Source organism: Denitratisoma sp. agr-D3 (genome assembly GCF_054658675.1).
Map to the genome: position 1 here is coordinate 501,142 of NZ_BAAGIA010000002.1, position 17,325 is coordinate 518,466.

Sequence of the window (17,325 nt, forward strand, 5' to 3'; positions counted from 1 at the left end):
TGAGGAACAGCCATGCGCTTTCATTTTCCGGTCATCATCATCGACGAGGACTTCCGTTCCGAGAACGCCTCGGGCCTCGGCATTCGCGCCCTGGCGGACGCCCTGGAACAGGAGGGCATGGAAGTGCTGGGGGTGACCAGCTATGGCGACCTGACCTCCTTCGCCCAGCAGCAAAGCCGGGCCTCGGCCTTCATCCTGTCGGTGGACGACGAGGAACTGGCCAACGAGGAAGAGGAAACCCTGGCCGAGCTGCGCGCCTTCGTCAGCGAGATTCGCAACCGCAACAGCGACATCCCCCTCTTCCTCCACGGCGAAACCCGCACCTCGCGCCACATTCCCAACGACGTGCTGCGCGAACTGCACGGTTTCATCCACATGCACGAGGACACGCCGGAGTTCATCGCCCGCAACGTCAAGCGCGAAGCCCGGGCTTATCTCGACTCCCTGCCCCCGCCCTTTTTCCGCGCCCTGACTCACTACGCGGCGGACGGCTCCTATTCCTGGCACTGCCCCGGCCACTCCGGCGGCGTGGCCTTCCTCAAGAGCCCCGTGGGCCAGATGTTCCACCAGTTCTTCGGCGAGAACATGCTGCGGGCCGACGTCTGCAACGCCGTGGAAGAGCTGGGGCAACTGCTCGACCACACCGGCCCGGTGGCGGCCTCCGAACGCAACGCGGCGCGCATCTTCAACAGCGACCACCTGTACTTCGTCACCAACGGTACCTCCACGTCCAACAAGATCGTCTGGCACAGCACCGTGGCGCCGGGGGACATCGTGGTGGTGGACCGCAACTGCCACAAGTCCATCCTCCACGCCATCATGATGACCGGGGCCATCCCCGTGTTTCTGATGCCCACCCGCAACAACTACGGCATCATCGGCCCCATTCCCAAGTCCGAGTTCGTCTGGGAAAACATCCAGAAGAAGATCGCCGCCCACCCCTTCGCCAGCCAGGTCAAGGGCAAGCCCCGGGTGCTGACCATCACCCAGTCCACCTACGACGGCATCCTCTACAACGTGGAGGAAATCAAGGAGGAGCTGGACGGCAAGATCGACACCCTGCACTTCGACGAGGCCTGGCTGCCCCACGCCGCCTTCCACGATTTCTACGGCGACTACCACGCCATCGGTGCCGACCGGCCCCGCTGCAAGGAGTCCATGGTGTTCTCCACCCAGTCCACCCACAAGCTGCTGGCGGGTCTGTCCCAGGCTTCGCAGATCCTGGTGCAGGACGCCGAGAACAACAAGCTGGACCGGGACGTGTTCAACGAAGCCTATCTGATGCACACCTCCACTTCGCCCCAGTACTCCATCATCGCCTCCTGCGACGTGGCGGCGGCCATGATGGAAGAGCCCGGCGGCACCGCCCTGGTGGAAGAGTCCATCGCCGAGGCCCTGGATTTCCGCCGCGCCATGCGCAAGGTGGACGAGGAGTGGGGCGCCGACTGGTGGTTCAAGGTGTGGGGTCCGGACGACCTGTCGGAGGAAGGCATCGAGGAACGCGAAGCCTGGATGCTCAAGGCCGGCGAGCGCTGGCACGGCTTCGGCAACCTGGCCGAGGGCTTCAACCTGCTCGATCCGATCAAAGCCACCATCATCACCCCGGGCCTGGACGTGGACGGCGACTTCGCCGACGACTTCGGCATTCCCGCCGCCATCGTCACCAAATTCCTCGCCGAGCACGGCGTGATCGTCGAGAAGTGCGGCCTCTACAGCTTCTTCATCATGTTCACCATCGGCATCACCAAGGGCCGCTGGAACACCCTGGTTACCGCCTTGCAGCAGTTCAAGGACGACTACGACAAGAACCAGCCCCTGTGGAAGGTACTGCCCGAGTTCGTCGCCAAGCACCCCCGCTACGAGCGCATCGGTCTGCGCGATCTGTGCACCCAGATCCACGAGGTGTACAAGCAGGCCGACGTAGCCCGCCTCACTACCGAGATGTACCTGTCCGCCATGGAGCCGGCCATGCGGCCTTCCGATGCCTTCGCCAAGATGGCCCACCGGGAGATCGACCGGGTGCCCATCGATGATTTAGAGGGCCGCGTCACCGCCGTGTTGCTGACCCCCTATCCTCCCGGCATCCCCCTGCTGATTCCCGGTGAGCGCTTCAATCGCACCATCATGCGCTACCTGCAATTCGCCCGGGATTTCAACGACCGCTTCCCCGGCTTCGAGACCGACATCCACGGCCTGGTCAAGGAAAGCCACGAAGGCAGGGTCAGCTACTACGTGGACTGCGTCCGCTAGCCGGCAAAAAACACACCCCGGTCCAAACTGATGCATTTGGACTATTGATTCGGCATGAAAGTGGGCGCATAGTGGGCGGCGTACTGGAGACCTTGCGCCTATCGACCATGTGCCCCGATTGCCTGAAGGATGTTGTTTCCCCCGCGGTTTTCCCCACCCAGCCCACGGTGGGCGAGGATCGCTGGCTGCGGGCGGAGGTCATGCTCTTGGCCCTGAAGGACGCCTTGGACAAGGTGTATGACGCGGATGGCGAGCAGCAACTGCACAAGCTGGCCCACGATTATTGCCTGATGGTGGGGGATACCCCCTGTCGGCGCAGCCTCTGTTCCCCCAGTCACCCTCACCAGGACTGTCCGCTATTGAAGTCGGCGGCGCGCAGCAACGCCACCAGCGGCTTCATGCCGCCGCTGTGAGCAGGATGCGGCGGATTTCCTCGCCCTGAATACCGGTCACGAGCACCCGCTTGGCCCGCGAGGCCTGCCCCGACACCAGGCTGACTTGTTGTTTGCTCAATTTCAACTGGGTCGCGATGAAGGCCAGCAAGGCGGCATTGGCCTTGCCGTCCACGGGCGGTGCCGCCAGGCGGATTTTCAGGGCGTCGCCATGCAGGCCGGCCACCGCCGAGGTTTTGGCGCCGGGCTGGATGTGCAGGGTGAGCAGGGCGCCATCCGCCCTGTCCTGAATCCAGTCGCTCACCCTCGTGATTCCTAGAAAACCGGCATCAGGCCAGGCAAGAGCATGCCCTTGGCGGTGGCCAGCAGGATTTGCAGCAGTTGGATGATCAGCAGGGGAGCCAAGGGGGACAGGTCCACCCCGCCGATGGGGGGAATCAATTTGCGGAAGGGGCGTACCAGAGGTTGGCACAGGGCGTTGAACAGGGGCGCCAGGGGTGCGTAGGGATTGACCCAGGACAACACGGCATTGACGATGAGAACGCCGAAGGCCAGATGGCAGGCCAGCTTCAGGGTTTCCACCAGAGCCAGCAGGGCCACCGTACCGAGGGCATCCAGACTGGCGCTGGCGCCCAGGCTGAAGCCATAGACCAGGCCCTGGAACAGGCCCTGGAGCAGCCAGGCCAGCAGCAGGCTGGGCAGGTCGTAGCCCCAGGCGGAGGGAATCACCCGGCGGGCGGGACGCACCATCCAGTCGGTGACGGCGATGACGAAATGGCCGACCGGGTTGCGGAAGGGCGCCCGCGCCCATTGCAGGGCGAAGCGGGCCAACAGAGCCAGGCTGAAGAAACTGAAGGCCCAATCCAGGACGACGAACAGGAGCTGGAGTAGCATCACGCTTCCGCCCCGAGCAGGTCGCACAATTCCTTGCCCCGGGCCTCGGCGGCCAGGATGCCGCGCTGGATGGCGGCGGCAACGCCGTCGGCGGCGAAGGATTCCAAGGCGGCGGCCGTGGTGCCGCCCTTGGAGGTCACCTTGGCCCGCAGTTGGGAGATGCCTTCACCGCTGGCCTCCGCCAGCTTGGCGGAACCGAGGAAGGTTTCCACGGCGAACAGCCGTGCCGTGGGCACATCGAAACCCAGGTCCAGGGCCGAGCGTTCCAGGGCCTCGATGAAGTAGAAAACGTAGCCGGGACCGCTGCCGGAAATGGCGGTGACGGCGTCCATCTTGGCTTCATCGTCCACCCACAGGGTACGGCCCACGGCTGCCAGGATTTTTTCCGCCGTGGTGCGGCCTTCCAGGTCCACCGCCGGGGCTGCGCAGAGGCCGGTGATGCCGGCGCCGATCATGGCCGGGGTGTTGGGCATGGTGCGCACGATGTTGCCGTAGCCGCCGAGCCAGCGCGACAGCACCTCCAGGCGCAGGCCGGCGGCGATGCTGATCACCAACTGACTACCCAGCTGGCCGGTGACGGGAAGCAGGGCCTCGCGCATGACCTGGGGTTTCACCGCCAGCACCAGCACCTCGCAATTGAGGGTGGCGGCGTCCACCTGGGGCGTGCAGCGCACGCCGTAGGCGTCGGTGAGGGCGCTGCGCAGCTCTTCCACCGGTTCCACGACCTGGATGCCGGCGGCGGAATAGCCCTGGTGGCGCAGGCCGCTGATCAAGGCGTTGGCCATGTTGCCGCCACCGATGAAGGTAATTTTCATTTTGACTCCCGTTGAAGATTGAAGGCCGCAGGGGCGGACATAAGGTGGTGGTTTTGCATGGTCAGTGGCCCGTTGCCGGGTATTGCCGGGCGCCGAAAATCGCGGTGCCGATCCGCACCATGGTTGCCCCTTCGGCGATGGCCGTTTCGAGGTCGTGGGACATGCCCATGGACAGGGTGTCGAGGGCCAGGCCCCGGGCGTTGAGGCGATCCTTCAGTTCGCGCAGCAGGGCAAAGCGTCGATGCAGCAGTCCCGCTTCGTCGCTGGCCTCGGGAATCGCCATCAGGCCGCGCAGGTTCAGCCGGGGCAGGGCGGCGACCGCCAGGGCCAGGGCTTCCGCTTCTTCCGGCGGGCAACCGCTTTTGCTCGCCTCGCCGCTGACGTTGACTTGGATGCAGACCTGGAGCGGCGGCAAGGCCGCCGGGCGTTGTTCGGACAGACGCTGGGCGACCTTGAGGCGATCGATGGAATGCACCCAATGGAAGTGCTCCGCCACGGGCCGGGTCTTGTTGCTTTGCAGGGGACCGATGAAGTGCCATTCCAGTCCGGGCAGGTCGTTCAGGGCGGCGATCTTGTCCACCGCCTCCTGCACGTAGTTTTCGCCGAAGGCCCGTTGTCCGCTGGCTGCCGCCGCGCGCACGGCTTCGGCGGGGAATGTCTTGGCAACCGCCAGCAGGGTGACGCTGTCGGTAGGACGTCCTGCCGCCGCACAGGCCGCGGAAATGCGGTATTGAACCGTGCGGAGGTTGGCTTGCAAGTTGGGCGGGATTGTTATCATATAGCGGCCTTCGAGTATATCGCAGCGACCCCGCACGCAAGGACCTCCATGGACATCACCGAGCTGTTGGCTTTCGTCGTCAAAAACAAGGCTTCCGACCTCCACCTTTCCGCCGGCCTCCCGCCCATGATCCGGGTGCACGGCGACGTGCGCCGCATCAACCTGCCGCCCCTGGAGCACAAGGACGTGCACGCCATGGTGTACGACATCATGAACGACGGCCAACGCAAGGTGTACGAGGAACACCTGGACATCGACTTCTCCTTCTCGGTGCCCAACCTGGCCCGCTTCCGGGTCAACGCCTTCGTCCAGCAGCGGGGCGCCGGTGCCGTGTTCCGTACCATTCCCTCCAAGGTGCTTTCCCTGGAGCAGTTGAACGCACCCAAGATTTTCGCCGACATCGCCCGTACCCCTCGGGGCATCGTGCTGGTCACCGGCCCCACCGGCTCCGGCAAGTCCACCACCCTGGCGGCCATGATCGACGACATCAACGAGAACGACTACGGCCACATCCTGACGGTGGAGGATCCCATTGAGTTCGTGCATGAGTCGAAGAAGTGCCTGATCAACCAGCGGGAAGTGGGGCCGCACACCCTGTCGTTTTCCAACGCCCTGCGCTCCGCCCTGCGGGAGGATCCAGACGTGATCCTGGTGGGGGAAATGCGCGACCTGGAAACCATCCGTCTCGCCCTCTCCGCCGCCGAAACGGGCCACCTGGTGTTCGGCACCCTGCACACCTCCAGTGCCGCCAAGACGGTGGACCGGATCGTGGACGTCTTCCCCGCCGCCGAAAAGGAAATGGTCCGCGCCATGCTGTCCGAGTCCCTGCGCGCCGTGATCTCGCAAACCCTGCTCAAGACCAAGGACGGCCAGGGCCGGGTGGCCGCCCACGAAATCATGATGGGCACGCCGGCCATCCGCAACCTGATCCGGGAGAACAAGATCGCCCAGATGTATTCGGCCATCCAGACCGGTCAGCAATTCGGCATGCAGACCCTGGACCAGAACCTGCAAGACCTGGTCCGGCGCAACATCGTCTCGCCCGCCGAGGCGCGCAGCAAGGCAGCGAACAAGGACAACTTCCCGGGCTAGGCCCGGGATTTGTCTTTGTTGCCTAACTGATACTGTTCCTCCCATCCTCTCCTCGCGGGGAGGCTTTTAGCAAGCGCCGCCTGGGCGGCGAAGGAAACCGAAAATGGAACGCGACGAAGCCCTCAAGTTCATGTACCAACTGCTGGCCATGATGGTCCAGAAAAAGGGGTCGGACTTGTTCATCACCGCCGGTTTCCCGCCGGCCATCAAGATCGACGGCAAGATGACGCCGGCCACCACCCAGGCCCTAACGCCCCAGCACACCCTGGAACTGGCGCGGGCGATCATGAACGACAAGCAGGCCGCCGAGTTCGAGGCCAGCAAGGAATCCAACTTCGCCATTTCCCCGGCCGGCATCGGTCGCTTTCGGGTCAATGCCTTTGTCCAGCAGGGGCGGACCGGCATGGTGCTGCGGACCATCAACGTCTCCATTCCCGACTTCGACGACCTTAAGCTGCCCCAGGTGCTGAAGGACGTGGTGATGACTAAGCGCGGCCTGGTGCTATTCGTCGGCGGCACCGGTTCCGGCAAGTCCACCTCCCTGGCGGCCATGATCGGCTACCGCAACCAGAACAGCTACGGCCACATCATCACCATCGAGGATCCGGTGGAATACGTGCATGAGCACAAGAATTGCGTCGTCACCCAGCGCGAGGTGGGCGTCGACACCGACTCCTGGGAAGCCGCCCTGAAGAACACCCTGCGCCAGGCGCCGGATGTGATCCTGATCGGCGAAATCCGCGACCGGGAAGTGATGGAGCACGCCATCGCCTTCGCCGAAACGGGCCACCTGGCCATGGGCACCCTGCACGCCAACAACTCCAACCAGGCCCTGGACCGGATCATCAACTTTTTCCCCGAGGAGCGCCGGCCCCAGTTGTTGATGGACCTGTCGCTGAACCTCAAGGCCATCGTCTCCCAGCGCCTGATTCCCCTCAAGGAAGGCAAGGGCCGCGCCGCCGCCGTGGAGGTGCTGCTCAACTCGCCCCTGATCTCTGACCTGATCATGAAGGGTGAGGTGCACGGCATCAAGGAGATCATGAAGAAGTCGCGGGAACTGGGCATGCAGACCTTCGACCAGGCCCTGTTCGATTTGTACGAGGCCGGTCGCATCAGCTACGAGGATGCCTTGCGCTTTGCCGACTCCATGAACGAAGTGCGCTTGATGATCAAGCTCCACGGCCAGGACGCCAAGGACAAGGATCTCAACGCCGGCATCCAGCACCTGGATATCGTTTAGCCGGAGCGCTGTCCCGGCGCCCGGGCGCGCCGGGAATCCGGTAATTCCCCTACTGCTTGTCAAACAATTCCGCATGTCATATACTATGCTGTTAGTAATACATGCATCGCGGCATCTATTTGTTTTTATTGAAAAATAAATAATCACCATAATGGTGCGACGCCGCCGGTGCCTCTTTAAAGCAGAGGAGAAAAGATGTTCGGCATGGTCAGCAAGCAAGCTCTGGAACAAGTGAATGCTGCCCTGGCGGCGGCGCTGTTGCGGGAACAGGAATACCAGCAGCGCATCGCGGCTCTGGAGCAGGAAACCCAATCGGTGCGGGAGGATGTGGAAACGGTCCGGCTGCGCAACGAGGTTTACGAGGCCCTGATGGCCCAGTTGGAAACCTTTTCCGCCAGCTTCGCCCTGAGTCAGAAAAGCCTGGCCCACTTGGCCGGCACCATGCAGCAGGAACGTAATCATGCGGTGGATACCTCTAAGGTCTCCTCCGCCAGCCGGGATTCCTTCGGCCAGATCGCCCAAAGTCTGGACCAACTGTCCATGCGCTCCCAGGCCGCCGCGGACAGCGTCGCCAGCCTGTCCTCGCGGGCTTCCCAGATCGTGGGCATCGTCAACCTGATCAAGGAAATCGCCGACCAGACTAATCTACTTGCGCTGAACGCCGCCATTGAGGCGGCCCGTGCCGGGGAACAGGGCCGTGGTTTTGCCGTGGTGGCTGACGAGGTGCGCAAGCTGGCGGAGCGCACCACCAGCGCCACCAAGGAAATTTCCACCCTGGTCACCCAAATTCACCAGGACACGGGTTTTGCCACGGAGAGCATGGGTGCCCTATCCGGCGAGGCCCAGGTGTTCAGCCAGGAGGGCAGTACCGCCACGGAAAGCATGGAAAAGCTGCTGGGACTGTCCCAGGGCATGGAAAAGACCATTTCCGCTTCGGCCCTGCGCTGTTTCGTCGAGGTGGCGAAGGTGGACCATCTGGTCTTCAAGTTCGCTGTCTATGAAGCCTTCTTCGGCTTGAACAACAAGACCGCCGACGACTTGGCGGACCATACCCATTGCCGCCTGGGCAAGTGGTACTACGAGGGCGAGGGGCGGGAGTGCTACTCCACCCTGGACGGTTACCGGGAGATGGAAGGGGCCCACAAGGCCGTGCACGAAGCGGCAAAGGCCGCCCTGCGGGCGCTGCGCAACGGCGACATGACCAAGGGCGCGGCGGAGGTCGGGCGCATGGAGGCGGCCAGCCTGGATGTGGTGCACGCCCTGGAAAAAATCGCGGCCTACGGCGAAGCCCACCCCGAGCTGCTCTGCGTCACCGAGCAAGCGGTGGTCTAACCGAGTTCCGGATCCGGTCGGCCCGACCCCCGTGGGGCGGGCCGCCGTCCCGGCTGGCCGAGGCGGCTGCGCGCGCCTGGCGACGTCGGCAGTGCCGCCTTAAAGGGAGAGGATGAACTCCTCGTAGCTCACGCCCTTTTGCGTCAGGACGTTGACCAGCCAGGTCAGGGAGGCCGTCATGGCGTCCTTGGGGCCGGCCTGCTGTTCTTCCGCCAGCATGGCCCGATAAACGTCGGCCATGGTATCCACCGCTCCCCGTCCCGGTTTCCGGCGCACGGAAAAATAACCGGTGATGTTGCCGTTCTGGTCGTAGTCGGGCGTGACGTTGGCGAACACCCAATAAAAGCTGCCGTCCTTCGCCATGTTCTTGACGTAGGCGAAGCATTCGTTGCCTTGGCCGATGGTGTCCCAGAGAAACTTGAACACGCCGCGCGGCATGTCCGGGTGGCGGATGATGTTGTGCTGGGTACCGAGCAGCTCCGCCTCGCGATAGCCGGAAAACTCGATAAAGATGCTGTTGCCGTAGGTAATGCGCCCCTTGGTGTCGGTCTTGGAGACGATGAAGTCTCCTTCGCGCATCACCTTTTCCTGCTGGGTTGGTTGAATTTTCGGCTTCACGCCGGTCTCCTGGCGCAGGATCGAGGAGACGTTCTAAGGACAGAAAATCCCTTTCCCCTGAGAATATTGAGGGCTAGGGCTGAATGATATTACTTTCGGATGATAAATACCAAGCCCTGGCCATGAGCGACTGGCCGCTGGGGCGTCAGCGATCGGGGCGGGGCGCCCCGGCGCGGTGAGGCTGAGTTACAAGTCCCGGGCGGTGCCCGCCACCATGGGAAAGGTATACAAACGGCATTCCAGGTTGCCGTTGAACAAGGGGGTTTTGCGCTTGGGCTTGAGGCCCATCAGCTTGGGCAGACGTTCGTCGGCGGTGAGGAAGCAGCAGGTCCAGCCGGCGAAGCGTTGCTTGAGCACGCTGCCCAGTTGCGGATAGAAACGGGCCAGATAATCGTCGTCGCTGAGGCGTTCGCCGTAGGGCGGGTTGCTCACCAGGATGCCCGTGGCCGTCGGCGGCGACACGTCGAGGATGTCGGCCTGGCCCAGCCGGATCAGGTCGTCGTAGCCGGCGTGGGCCAGGTTCTGCCGTGCTCGGGCCACGGCGTCGGCGGAAACATCCGAGCCCCAGATGGGCAACTGGTTCACCGACACCCGCTTGTCCGCCGCCTCGATGCGCAGGCGCTTCCAGAGGGCGCCGTCGAAATTCTTCAGCCGTTGGAAACCGAAGCCTCCCGCGTCCCGGGACAGGCCGGGCGCATCGCCCAGGCTCATCTGGGCCGCTTCCAGGAGGAAGGTGCCGCTGCCGCACATAGGGTCGAACAGGGGCGTGCCCGGCGTCCAGCCCGACAGGCGCAGGATGCCGGCGGCGAGGTTTTCCTTGATGGGCGCTTCCACCTTGGCGATCTTGTGGCCGCGCTGGTAGAGGGGTTCGCCCGAGGTGTCCAGATAGAGGGTGGCTTCCCGGTCGGTCAAGAACAGGTGGATGCGGATGTCGGGGTTCTTGGTGTCGATGCTGGGACGGGAACCTAGTTCGGCGCGGAAGCGGTCGCAGACGGCATCCTTCACCTTGAGGGTGATGAACTCCAGGCTCTTCAGAGGCGAGCGTTGGGCCGTGACGTAGATGCGGATCGTCCGCGCCACGTCGAACAGCTTGTGCCAGGCGACGTCGTAGGCCAGGCGATAGATGTCGGTCTCGCTGCGGTAGGGGCCGCTGGCCTGGCGCCACAGCACCCGGGTGGCGATGCGGGATTCCAGGTTGGCCCGGTAGCAGGCTTCCCAGCGGCCGTCGAAGCCCACGCCGCCGGGGACGATCTTGACGTTGCTGGCACCGATGGCCGTCATGTCTTCCTGTAACAGGGGCTCCAGCCCGCGCGGACAGGGAGCGAAAAACTGTTCGCTGCTGGATGCGCCGGAGGGGGCGGCGGAGGTGACTTTGCGCAGGATAGCCATCAGAAGGGTTTCACCACGACGAGGATGAGGATGGTCAACAGGGCCAGCACCGGGATTTCGTTGAAGACGCGGAACCAGACATGGCTACGGGTATTGATGCCGGCCTGGAAGCGTCGCAACAGGGCGCCACAGCCCAGGTGGTAGGCCACCAGACCGAGCACCAGGGTGGTCTTGGCATGGAGCCAGCCGCCGGAAAAACCGAAGCCGAACCAGAGCCAGAAGCCGAAACCCACCGCCAGGGCGCCGATCGGCGTGACGAAGCGGTAGAGCTTGCCGGCCATGAGCAGTAGCCGCTCCCGCACGGCGCTGGGTTCATTGCCGCACAGGGCCAGGTTCACGAAGATGCGCGGCAGGTAGAACAGGCCGGCGAACCAGCTGACGACGAAAAAGATATGGAAGGTTTTAACCCACAACATGGAAGAACCTCGGATGGTGGAAGGCGACCGTTGCCGGCGGAGTCAGGCTTGCGCCCTTTTCCCCGCCGCGCCGGCCAGGGCAGCGGCGATGCCGGCGGTCACGGTCGGATGGATCAGGCGCAGACCCAGCTCGGTTTTCAGCCGGTCATTGCGAATGCGGCGGGATTCTCCCATGAAGGAGCGTTGCATGGGGCTCAGGGCGGCCATCGCCGCCGCCTTGTCCAGGCGCGGCGCGCGGGGCAGGGCGAAGGCATCCGCCAGCAGGTCGAACCATTCGCCCATGGCGATGGCAGAGTCGTCCACCACGTTGATGGCCCGCTGCGGGGCACCATGCCGGAGCGCGGCGACGCAGGCGGCGGCCAGGTCGTCGGCGTGGATGTGGTTGGTGTAGGCGTCCTCCTCGGCCCGCACCAGGGGCGTGCCGGCCCGCAGGCGTTGCAGCGGCAGGCGGTCGGCGGCGTAGATGCCCGGCGCCCGCAACAGCACCACGCGGCAGCCGCTGCGGCGGCCGAAGGCGCGCAGTTGTCGTTCCGCGTCGGCCCGACGCCGGGCCCGGTCCGAGAGGGGCGCCAGGGGTCGGGTTTCGTCGATCTGGGCGCCGTCGCAATCGCCGTAAACCCCCGTGGTGCCGATGTAAACCAAGCTGCGTGGTAGACTTTTCCCCTTGCCCAGGGCCGCCAGCAGCCGCGTCGTGCGGGGATCTTTTTCCCCTGTCGCGGGGGGCGGGGCGCTGTGCAGCACCGCGTCGGCGATGCCGGCCAGGCGGTCGAGGCTGCGGCCCCGGTCCAGGTCGCCGACCAGTTGCACCACGCCCAGTCCGGCCAGGACCGGGTCGTGCTGGCGCACCAGGGCGATGACCCGCCAGTGGTGCAGCAAGCTTGGCAATGCGCGGCGCACCACGTCGCCGCAGCCAATGATCAACAACCGTCTCATCGTTGGATTATCTCCGAATTTTTCCTATGAGCTACCAAGTCACCCTCCAGCCCAGCGGCCATACCTTCAGCGCCGACCCGGATCAAACCCTGCTGGCCGCCGCCGATGCGGCCGGCCTCAGCCTGCCCTACGGCTGCCGCAACGGCGCGTGTAGCGTGTGCAAGGTCACCGTGCTGCAAGGCCAGGTGGATCACGGCGAAGCACAGGAATGGGGCCTGCCCGCCGAGCAACGGGCCGCCGGCAAGGCCCTGCTCTGCTGCGCCATGGCCCGTTCCGACCTGGTGTTGGAAACCAAGGAGGTGAAGGTCAACCGGGACATCCCGGTCAAGACCCTGCCCTGCCGCGTGCAGCGCATGGAAAAACTGGCCCCGGACGTGATGGCCCTGTGGCTCAAACTGCCCGCCAACGAGCGGCTGCAATTCCTTGCCGGCCAGTACATCGAGTTCATCCTCAAGGACGGTGGTCGGCGCGCCTTTTCCCTGGCCAACGCGCCTCACAGCGACGACACCCTGGAGGTACATGTGCGCCTGATTCCCGGCGGCCAGTTCACCGGCCACGTGTTCGAGGGCATGAAGGAAAAGGACATCCTCCGCTTCGAAGGTCCCCTGGGGACTTTCTTCCTGCGGGAGGATTCGTCCAAGCCCGTGATCATGCTGGCCGGCGGCACCGGCTTCGCCCCGGTCAAGGCCCTGGTGGAACACGCCATCCACAACAAGATCGCCCGCCCCATCCACATCTACTGGGGCAGCAAGGACAAGGCCGGGCTCTACATGCCCGACCTGCCCGCCCAGTGGGCCGCCGAACACGCCAACATCCAGTTCGTGCCCGTGCTGTCCGAACCGGCGTCTGGTGACGATTGGGTGGGACGGACCGGCCTGGTGCACAAGGCCGTGCTCGCGGATTTCCCTGATCTGTCTGGCTTCCAGGTCTATGCCTGCGGTTCGCCGGTGATGATCGAGGCCGCCCAGAAGGACTTCGCCGCCGCGGGCTTGCCCGAGGACGAGTTCTTCGCCGACTCCTTCACTTTCGCCGCACCCAAGCCGTGACCGCGGCGAAGAAGCCCTGCGTCAATTGCACCTGCGCCACCACGGGCTTCTGCCCCCGGGGCGTGGGGGCGAACATTCCCGAGTCCATGAAAAAGACCGAAGCGGCGTTGACGCCTGTTCAACTAGCCAAGCGTCGGGCGGAGGCCCGCCAGGCCGAGTTGCGGCAGTTGCCGCAGAATCGCAAGCGGATGCGGTTTTAGCCGAAGAGGAGGGGCGGCGCTAGCGGCGCCGCGTGTCGGAGTGAGTCGGGGTGGGGCGCAATGAGCCGCGTTGGCCGTACGGCCCGGCGGCTCCTGCGCTACTCGCCCAGATAAGCCGCCCGTACCCGGGGATCGGCGGCCAGATTGGCGGCGGTATCCACCAGGGTGATGGCACCGCTTTCCATAACATAACCCCGCTGGCAGGTTTCCAGGGCCAGCCGGGCATTCTGTTCCACCAACAGGATGCTGACCCCCTTGGCGGCGATGGCGCGGATCAGTTCGAACACCTTCTCCACCATGATCGGCGCCAGGCCCATGGAGGGCTCGTCCAGCAGCAGCAACCGGGGGCGGCCCATGAGGGCGCGGCCGATGGCCAGCATCTGCTGTTCGCCGCCGGAAAGGGTGCCGGCCAATTGGGTGCGCCGCTCCTTGAGGCGGGGCAGCAGGGTGTAGATCTCTTCCATGTCGGGGCCGATGTCGCCATCGCGGCGCAGGTAGGCGCCCATGGTCAGGTTTTCCGCCACGCTCATGCGGGCGAAGACGCCGCGGCCTTCCGGCACCAGGGCCAGGCCCTTGCCGATCAGGGTGTGGCTTTCCTCATGGTCGATGCGCTGACCGGCGTAGTGGATCTCACCCCGGCTGGGCAGCATGCGGGCCAGGGCCTTGAGGGTGCTGGTCTTGCCGGCGCCGTTGGTGCCGATCAGGCAGACCATTTCTCCTTCATCCACGGCAAAGGACACGCCCTTCACGGCCGCGATGCCGCCGTAGTGCACTTCGAGGTTGAGGGCGTCGAGCAGGGGGCGGGTCGGCTTATCCATGGCTGCCCCCCAGATAGGCTTCGATGACTTTCGGATTTTTCTGAACCACCTCTGGTACGTCTTCGGCGATCTTCTCGCCGTAGTCGAGGACCGCCAGCCGGTCGCACAAACCCATCACCAGTTTGACGTCGTGCTCGATCAGCAGCACCGTGAGGCCGTCGTCCCGCAGGCCGACGATGAGCTTGCGCAGCTCGGCGGTCTCGGTGGCATTCATGCCGGCGGCGGGTTCGTCGAGGGCCAGCAGTTTGGGTTCCGTGGCCAGGGCCCGGGCGATTTCCAGGCGGCGCTGGTCGCCGTAGCTGAGGTTGCGGGCCAGGTCGTTGGCGCGGTGGGCGATGCCCACATAGCGCAGCAGTTCCTCGGCCCGGCGCTGGATGGCGGCTTCTTCCTGGCGGTTCTGCCGAGTGCGGAACATGGCGCCGATCAGGCCGCTACGGGTGCGCACATGGCGACCCACCATGACGTTTTCCAGGGCGGTCATGTTGGCGAAGAGGCGAATGTTCTGGAAGGTGCGGGCAATGCCGGCGGCGGCCACGGCGGAAGGGTTGCCCAGTTGCAGGGGCTGGCCGTTGAACAGCACCGCGCCATCGTCCCGGGAATAAAGCCCTGTCAGCACATTGAAGAAGGTGGTCTTGCCGGCGCCGTTGGGGCCGATCAGACCGTAGATTTCACCGGCATTGATGGTCAGCGACACATCCTTCAAGGCCTGCACGCCGCCAAAGCGCTTGGCGATGCCAACCGCTTCCAGCAAAACAGTGCTGCCCCTCCCAGCCGCCCCTGCCGGACGGAGGAGCTGACTGGCTTGAGCCGCAGCTGCGGTCTGGGTCAGGTGGTTGCTCATGCCGCCTCTCCCCGTTTCTGCTCCAGCTCTCGGCTACGACGTTTTTCCGGCCAGAGGCCGGCGGGGCGATAGAGCATCACTACCACCAGGGTCAGACCGAACAGCAACATGCGCAGGGTTTCCGGGTCGATCAGCACCTTACCGAAAATCCATTGCTGCACCGGTGTGGCGGCATAGCGGAAGAACTCGGGCAGGATAGTCAGCAGCAGGCTGCCCAGGATGACACCGGGGATGTGGCCCATGCCGCCCAGCACCACCATGGCCAGGATCATGATGGAGTCGATCAACTGGAAGCTCTCGGGGCTGACGAATTGCTGGAAGCCGGCGAACAGCCCGCCGGCCACGCCGCCGAAGCTGGCGCCCATGGCGAAGGCGGCAAGCTTGATGTTGCGGGTGTTGATGCCGCAGGCCTTGGCGGCGATCTCGTCCTCGCGGATGGCGACCCAGGCACGGCCGATGCGGGAATCTTCCAGTCGTACCGACACCACGATGATCAGTAGCACCAGCACCAGGAACAGGTAGTAGTAGAGGTGCAGGCTGGGGATGACGAAGCCGAACAGATTGAAACCCCGATCCAGGGCCAGGGGCCCCAAGTGGATGCCGTCGATCTGGGTGATACCCTGGGCGCCGTTGGTGATGTTCACCGGCCGGTGCAGGTTGTTCATGAAGATGCGGATGATCTCGCCAAAGCCCAGGGTGACGATGGCCAGGTAGTCGCCCCGTAGGCGCAGGGTGGGCGCGCCCAGCAGAATGCCGAACACGCCGGCCAGCACGGCCCCCGCCGGCAGCAACAGCCAGAGGGGACCATGCAGGCCCTCGGGGAACATGGTGGCGATGGCAGGGAAATTCTGAACCAGATGGGGACTGGAGAGCAGGGCGTAAAGGTAGGCGCCCACAGCGTAGAAGGCCACGTAGCCCAGGTCCAGCAGGCCGGCGTAGCCCACCACGATGTTGAGGCCGAGGGAAAGCAGTACGTAGAGTAGGGCGAAGTCCAGCACCCGCACCCAGGCCGGGCCGGCGGCGGCACCGACGACGAAGGGCAGGAAGGCGAGGCTGGCGGCAACGAGGGCCACGCCCCACCAGGGCTTGTCGAAAATGAATCTGCGCATCACAGACATCAGCTATTCGCGCCGCAGGCGCGCAAATCAGTCGCCCCCACCCTCGGGGTGGGGGATGGGGGGAGGGTAATCCCTTTCCCGAAGGGGAGCGCGGGCGCTCCCCCCACCCTTGGGGTGGGGGATGGGGGGAGGGTAGTTGTTTTCGCCGTAGGCGGAGCGGGCAGGTTTCTCATGCGCGCTCCGCTACGCGTTCACCCAGCAAGCCGGAGGGGCGGAAGATCAGCACCACGATGAGGACGATGAAGGCGAACACGTCCCGGTAGTTGGAACCGAACACGCCGCCGGTCAGGTCGCCCACGTAGCCGGAACCCAGGGCCTCGATCAGGCCCAGCAGCAGGCCGCCCACCATGGCCCCGGCGAGGTTGCCGATGCCGCCCAGTACGGCGGCGGTAAAGGCCTTGAGGCCCAGCATGAATCCCATCTGGTAGTGGGCCACGGAGTAGTTGATGCTGACCAGCACGCCGGCGATGGCGCCGAGGCCGGAACCGATGACGAAGGTCATGGTGATCACGTGATTGATGTTCACCCCCATCAACCGGGCGACGGCAGGGTTCTCGGCGGTGGCGCGCATGGCCCGGCCGAGGCGGGTGTGGTGCACCAGCCAGAGCAGGGCGCCCATCATCAGGGCGGAGAACACCACGATGATGATCTGGGCCGGGCTGATGCGGGCACCGGCGATGTCGATGGGGGTCGTGGGCAGCAGTTCGGGGTAGGGGTGATAGCTGCGACCCCAGATCAGCACCACCAGGTATTGCAGCACGATGGACACGCCGATGGCGGTGATCAGCGGCGCCAGGCGTGGGGCATTGCGCAGGGGGCGGTAGGCGACCCGTTCGATGGTGGCGCCCAGGGCCATGCAGGTGGGAATGGCGACGGCGAGGGCGATCAACAGTTGCACCGTGAGGGGCAGGCCGCTACCGGCCAGCAGCTTGATCACGGCCAGGGTCACCATGGCGCCCACCATGACCACCTCGCCGTGGGCGAAATTGATCAGGCCGAGGATGCCGTACACCATGGTGTAGCCGAGGGCCACCAAAGCATAGACGGAGCCCAGGACGATGCCGTTGATGAGCTGCTGGAGAAGGGTTTCCATGGGCCGCGATATTAAGGGAGACGACATGAAAACGGCGCTTGAATAAGCGCCGTTTTATGG

19 protein-coding genes are annotated in these 17,325 nt (G+C 64.7%); 7 read left to right on the forward strand and 12 right to left on the reverse strand.

The window, feature by feature from the left end; genetic code table 11:
- The first annotated feature begins 12 nt into the window (after positions 1-12).
- Positions 13-2,250 (forward strand): Orn/Lys/Arg family decarboxylase, encoded by a 2,238-nt coding sequence (locus ACYQ2U_RS07370; protein ID WP_459949710.1) that lies wholly within the window; start codon positions 13-15, stop codon positions 2,248-2,250.
- A gap of 107 nt (positions 2,251-2,357) precedes the next feature.
- Positions 2,358-2,663 (forward strand): hypothetical protein, encoded by a 306-nt coding sequence (locus ACYQ2U_RS07375; RefSeq protein WP_459949711.1) that lies wholly within the window; start codon positions 2,358-2,360, stop codon positions 2,661-2,663.
- Here the strand turns inward: ACYQ2U_RS07375 and ACYQ2U_RS07380 are convergent.
- The 4 genes from ACYQ2U_RS07380 to ACYQ2U_RS07395 all read right to left on the reverse strand — a co-directional run bounded on the left by ACYQ2U_RS07380 (position 2,647) and on the right by ACYQ2U_RS07395 (position 5,129).
- Positions 2,647-2,946 carry a DUF167 domain-containing protein gene (locus tag ACYQ2U_RS07380; RefSeq protein WP_459949712.1) on the reverse strand — a complete coding sequence of 100 codons (300 nt, stop codon included), beginning with the start codon at positions 2,944-2,946 and terminating at the stop codon, positions 2,647-2,649. The two genes, ACYQ2U_RS07375 and ACYQ2U_RS07380, sit on opposite strands and share 17 nt — an antisense overlap.
- Positions 2,947-2,957: 11 nt before the next feature.
- Positions 2,958-3,536 carry a YggT family protein gene (locus ACYQ2U_RS07385; protein ID WP_459949713.1) on the reverse strand — a complete coding sequence of 193 codons (579 nt, stop codon included), beginning with the start codon at positions 3,534-3,536 and terminating at the stop codon, positions 2,958-2,960.
- The gene (gene proC / locus ACYQ2U_RS07390; RefSeq protein WP_459949714.1) at positions 3,536-4,351 is read right to left on the reverse strand and encodes a pyrroline-5-carboxylate reductase; all 816 of its coding nucleotides are present in this window, start codon (positions 4,349-4,351) and stop codon (positions 3,536-3,538) included. Before proC ends, ACYQ2U_RS07385 begins: the two co-directional genes overlap by 1 nt.
- A 61-nt stretch (positions 4,352-4,412) precedes the next feature.
- The gene (locus ACYQ2U_RS07395) at positions 4,413-5,129 is read right to left on the reverse strand and encodes a YggS family pyridoxal phosphate-dependent enzyme (protein WP_459949715.1); all 717 of its coding nucleotides are present in this window, start codon (positions 5,127-5,129) and stop codon (positions 4,413-4,415) included.
- A gap of 48 nt (positions 5,130-5,177) precedes the next feature.
- On the opposite strand from ACYQ2U_RS07395, the gene ACYQ2U_RS07400 reads away from it, so the two are divergent.
- From ACYQ2U_RS07400 to ACYQ2U_RS07410, 3 genes are all read left to right on the forward strand, one after another.
- A complete protein-coding gene (locus tag ACYQ2U_RS07400) occupies positions 5,178-6,221 on the forward strand; it encodes a type IV pilus twitching motility protein PilT (RefSeq protein WP_459949716.1) in 1,044 nt (347 codons plus the stop codon).
- Positions 6,222-6,324: 103 nt separating this feature from the next.
- A complete protein-coding gene (locus tag ACYQ2U_RS07405; RefSeq protein WP_459949717.1) occupies positions 6,325-7,461 on the forward strand; it encodes a PilT/PilU family type 4a pilus ATPase in 1,137 nt (378 codons plus the stop codon).
- A 195-nt stretch (positions 7,462-7,656) separates the two neighbouring features.
- Positions 7,657-8,793: a methyl-accepting chemotaxis protein gene (locus tag ACYQ2U_RS07410; RefSeq protein WP_459949718.1), complete on the forward strand. Its 1,137-nt coding sequence runs from the start codon at positions 7,657-7,659 to the stop codon at positions 8,791-8,793.
- 99 nt (positions 8,794-8,892) lie between these two features.
- Here the strand turns inward: ACYQ2U_RS07410 and ACYQ2U_RS07415 are convergent, their stop codons facing one another.
- The 4 genes from ACYQ2U_RS07415 to ACYQ2U_RS07430 all read right to left on the reverse strand — a co-directional run bounded on the left by ACYQ2U_RS07415 (position 8,893) and on the right by ACYQ2U_RS07430 (position 12,149).
- A complete protein-coding gene (locus tag ACYQ2U_RS07415; protein ID WP_459949719.1) occupies positions 8,893-9,411 on the reverse strand; it encodes a PAS domain-containing protein in 519 nt (172 codons plus the stop codon).
- Between the two features lie 186 nt (positions 9,412-9,597).
- Positions 9,598-10,800, reverse strand: a complete 1,203-nt coding sequence (locus tag ACYQ2U_RS07420; RefSeq protein WP_459949720.1) for a THUMP domain-containing class I SAM-dependent RNA methyltransferase — start codon at positions 10,798-10,800, stop codon at positions 9,598-9,600.
- Positions 10,800-11,216 carry a CopD family protein gene (locus ACYQ2U_RS07425; RefSeq protein WP_459949721.1) on the reverse strand — a complete coding sequence of 139 codons (417 nt, stop codon included), beginning with the start codon at positions 11,214-11,216 and terminating at the stop codon, positions 10,800-10,802. Before ACYQ2U_RS07425 ends, ACYQ2U_RS07420 begins: the two co-directional genes overlap by 1 nt.
- 42 nt (positions 11,217-11,258) lie before the next feature.
- Positions 11,259-12,149 (reverse strand): NAD-dependent epimerase/dehydratase family protein, encoded by an 891-nt coding sequence (locus ACYQ2U_RS07430; RefSeq protein ID WP_459949722.1) that lies wholly within the window; start codon positions 12,147-12,149, stop codon positions 11,259-11,261.
- Between the two features lie 26 nt (positions 12,150-12,175).
- Here ACYQ2U_RS07430 and ACYQ2U_RS07435 point away from each other — a divergent pair, with 26 nt between their 5' ends.
- Positions 12,176-13,195, forward strand: coding sequence for a CDP-6-deoxy-delta-3,4-glucoseen reductase (locus tag ACYQ2U_RS07435; protein ID WP_459949723.1), 1,020 nt, complete (start codon positions 12,176-12,178; stop codon positions 13,193-13,195).
- Complete coding sequence (locus ACYQ2U_RS07440; RefSeq protein ID WP_459949724.1) at positions 13,192-13,395, forward strand: hypothetical protein; 204 nt, start codon at positions 13,192-13,194, stop codon at positions 13,393-13,395. The genes ACYQ2U_RS07435 and ACYQ2U_RS07440 overlap by 4 nt, the downstream gene beginning before the upstream one ends.
- Positions 13,396-13,493: 98 nt before the next feature.
- Here ACYQ2U_RS07440 and ACYQ2U_RS07445 read toward each other — a convergent pair whose 3' ends face one another.
- The 4 genes from ACYQ2U_RS07445 to ACYQ2U_RS07460 form a co-directional block, all read right to left on the reverse strand.
- Positions 13,494-14,192: an ABC transporter ATP-binding protein gene (locus ACYQ2U_RS07445; protein WP_459949936.1), complete on the reverse strand. Its 699-nt coding sequence runs from the start codon at positions 14,190-14,192 to the stop codon at positions 13,494-13,496.
- Positions 14,193-14,205: 13 nt separating this feature from the next.
- Positions 14,206-15,054: an ABC transporter ATP-binding protein gene (locus ACYQ2U_RS07450; protein ID WP_459949725.1), complete on the reverse strand. Its 849-nt coding sequence runs from the start codon at positions 15,052-15,054 to the stop codon at positions 14,206-14,208.
- Entirely contained in the window at positions 15,051-16,163 is a 1,113-nt protein-coding gene (locus ACYQ2U_RS07455) for a branched-chain amino acid ABC transporter permease (RefSeq protein WP_459949726.1), read from the reverse strand. The genes ACYQ2U_RS07450 and ACYQ2U_RS07455 overlap by 4 nt, the downstream gene beginning before the upstream one ends.
- Before the next feature lie 178 nt (positions 16,164-16,341).
- Positions 16,342-17,265: a branched-chain amino acid ABC transporter permease gene (locus ACYQ2U_RS07460; RefSeq protein ID WP_459949727.1), complete on the reverse strand. Its 924-nt coding sequence runs from the start codon at positions 17,263-17,265 to the stop codon at positions 16,342-16,344.
- Positions 17,266-17,325 lie beyond the last annotated feature (60 nt).

Coding starts and splice junctions, on each gene's coding strand:
- ACYQ2U_RS07370 (WP_459949710.1), top strand. CDS start 13: ATGCGCTTTCATTTTCCGGTCATCATCATCGACGAGGACTTCCGTTCC.
- ACYQ2U_RS07375 (WP_459949711.1), top strand. CDS start 2,358: ATGTGCCCCGATTGCCTGAAGGATGTTGTTTCCCCCGCGGTTTTCCCC.
- ACYQ2U_RS07385 (WP_459949713.1), bottom strand. CDS start 3,536: ATGCTACTCCAGCTCCTGTTCGTCGTCCTGGATTGGGCCTTCAGTTTC.
- proC (WP_459949714.1), bottom strand. CDS start 4,351: ATGAAAATTACCTTCATCGGTGGCGGCAACATGGCCAACGCCTTGATC.
- ACYQ2U_RS07395 (WP_459949715.1), bottom strand. CDS start 5,129: ATGATAACAATCCCGCCCAACTTGCAAGCCAACCTCCGCACGGTTCAA.
- ACYQ2U_RS07400 (WP_459949716.1), top strand. CDS start 5,178: ATGGACATCACCGAGCTGTTGGCTTTCGTCGTCAAAAACAAGGCTTCC.
- ACYQ2U_RS07405 (WP_459949717.1), top strand. CDS start 6,325: ATGGAACGCGACGAAGCCCTCAAGTTCATGTACCAACTGCTGGCCATG.
- ACYQ2U_RS07410 (WP_459949718.1), top strand. CDS start 7,657: ATGTTCGGCATGGTCAGCAAGCAAGCTCTGGAACAAGTGAATGCTGCC.
- ACYQ2U_RS07420 (WP_459949720.1), bottom strand. CDS start 10,800: ATGGCTATCCTGCGCAAAGTCACCTCCGCCGCCCCCTCCGGCGCATCC.
- ACYQ2U_RS07425 (WP_459949721.1), bottom strand. CDS start 11,216: ATGTTGTGGGTTAAAACCTTCCATATCTTTTTCGTCGTCAGCTGGTTC.
- ACYQ2U_RS07430 (WP_459949722.1), bottom strand. CDS start 12,149: ATGAGACGGTTGTTGATCATTGGCTGCGGCGACGTGGTGCGCCGCGCA.
- ACYQ2U_RS07435 (WP_459949723.1), top strand. CDS start 12,176: ATGAGCTACCAAGTCACCCTCCAGCCCAGCGGCCATACCTTCAGCGCC.
- ACYQ2U_RS07450 (WP_459949725.1), bottom strand. CDS start 15,054: ATGAGCAACCACCTGACCCAGACCGCAGCTGCGGCTCAAGCCAGTCAG.
- ACYQ2U_RS07455 (WP_459949726.1), bottom strand. CDS start 16,163: ATGCGCAGATTCATTTTCGACAAGCCCTGGTGGGGCGTGGCCCTCGTT.
- ACYQ2U_RS07460 (WP_459949727.1), bottom strand. CDS start 17,265: ATGGAAACCCTTCTCCAGCAGCTCATCAACGGCATCGTCCTGGGCTCC.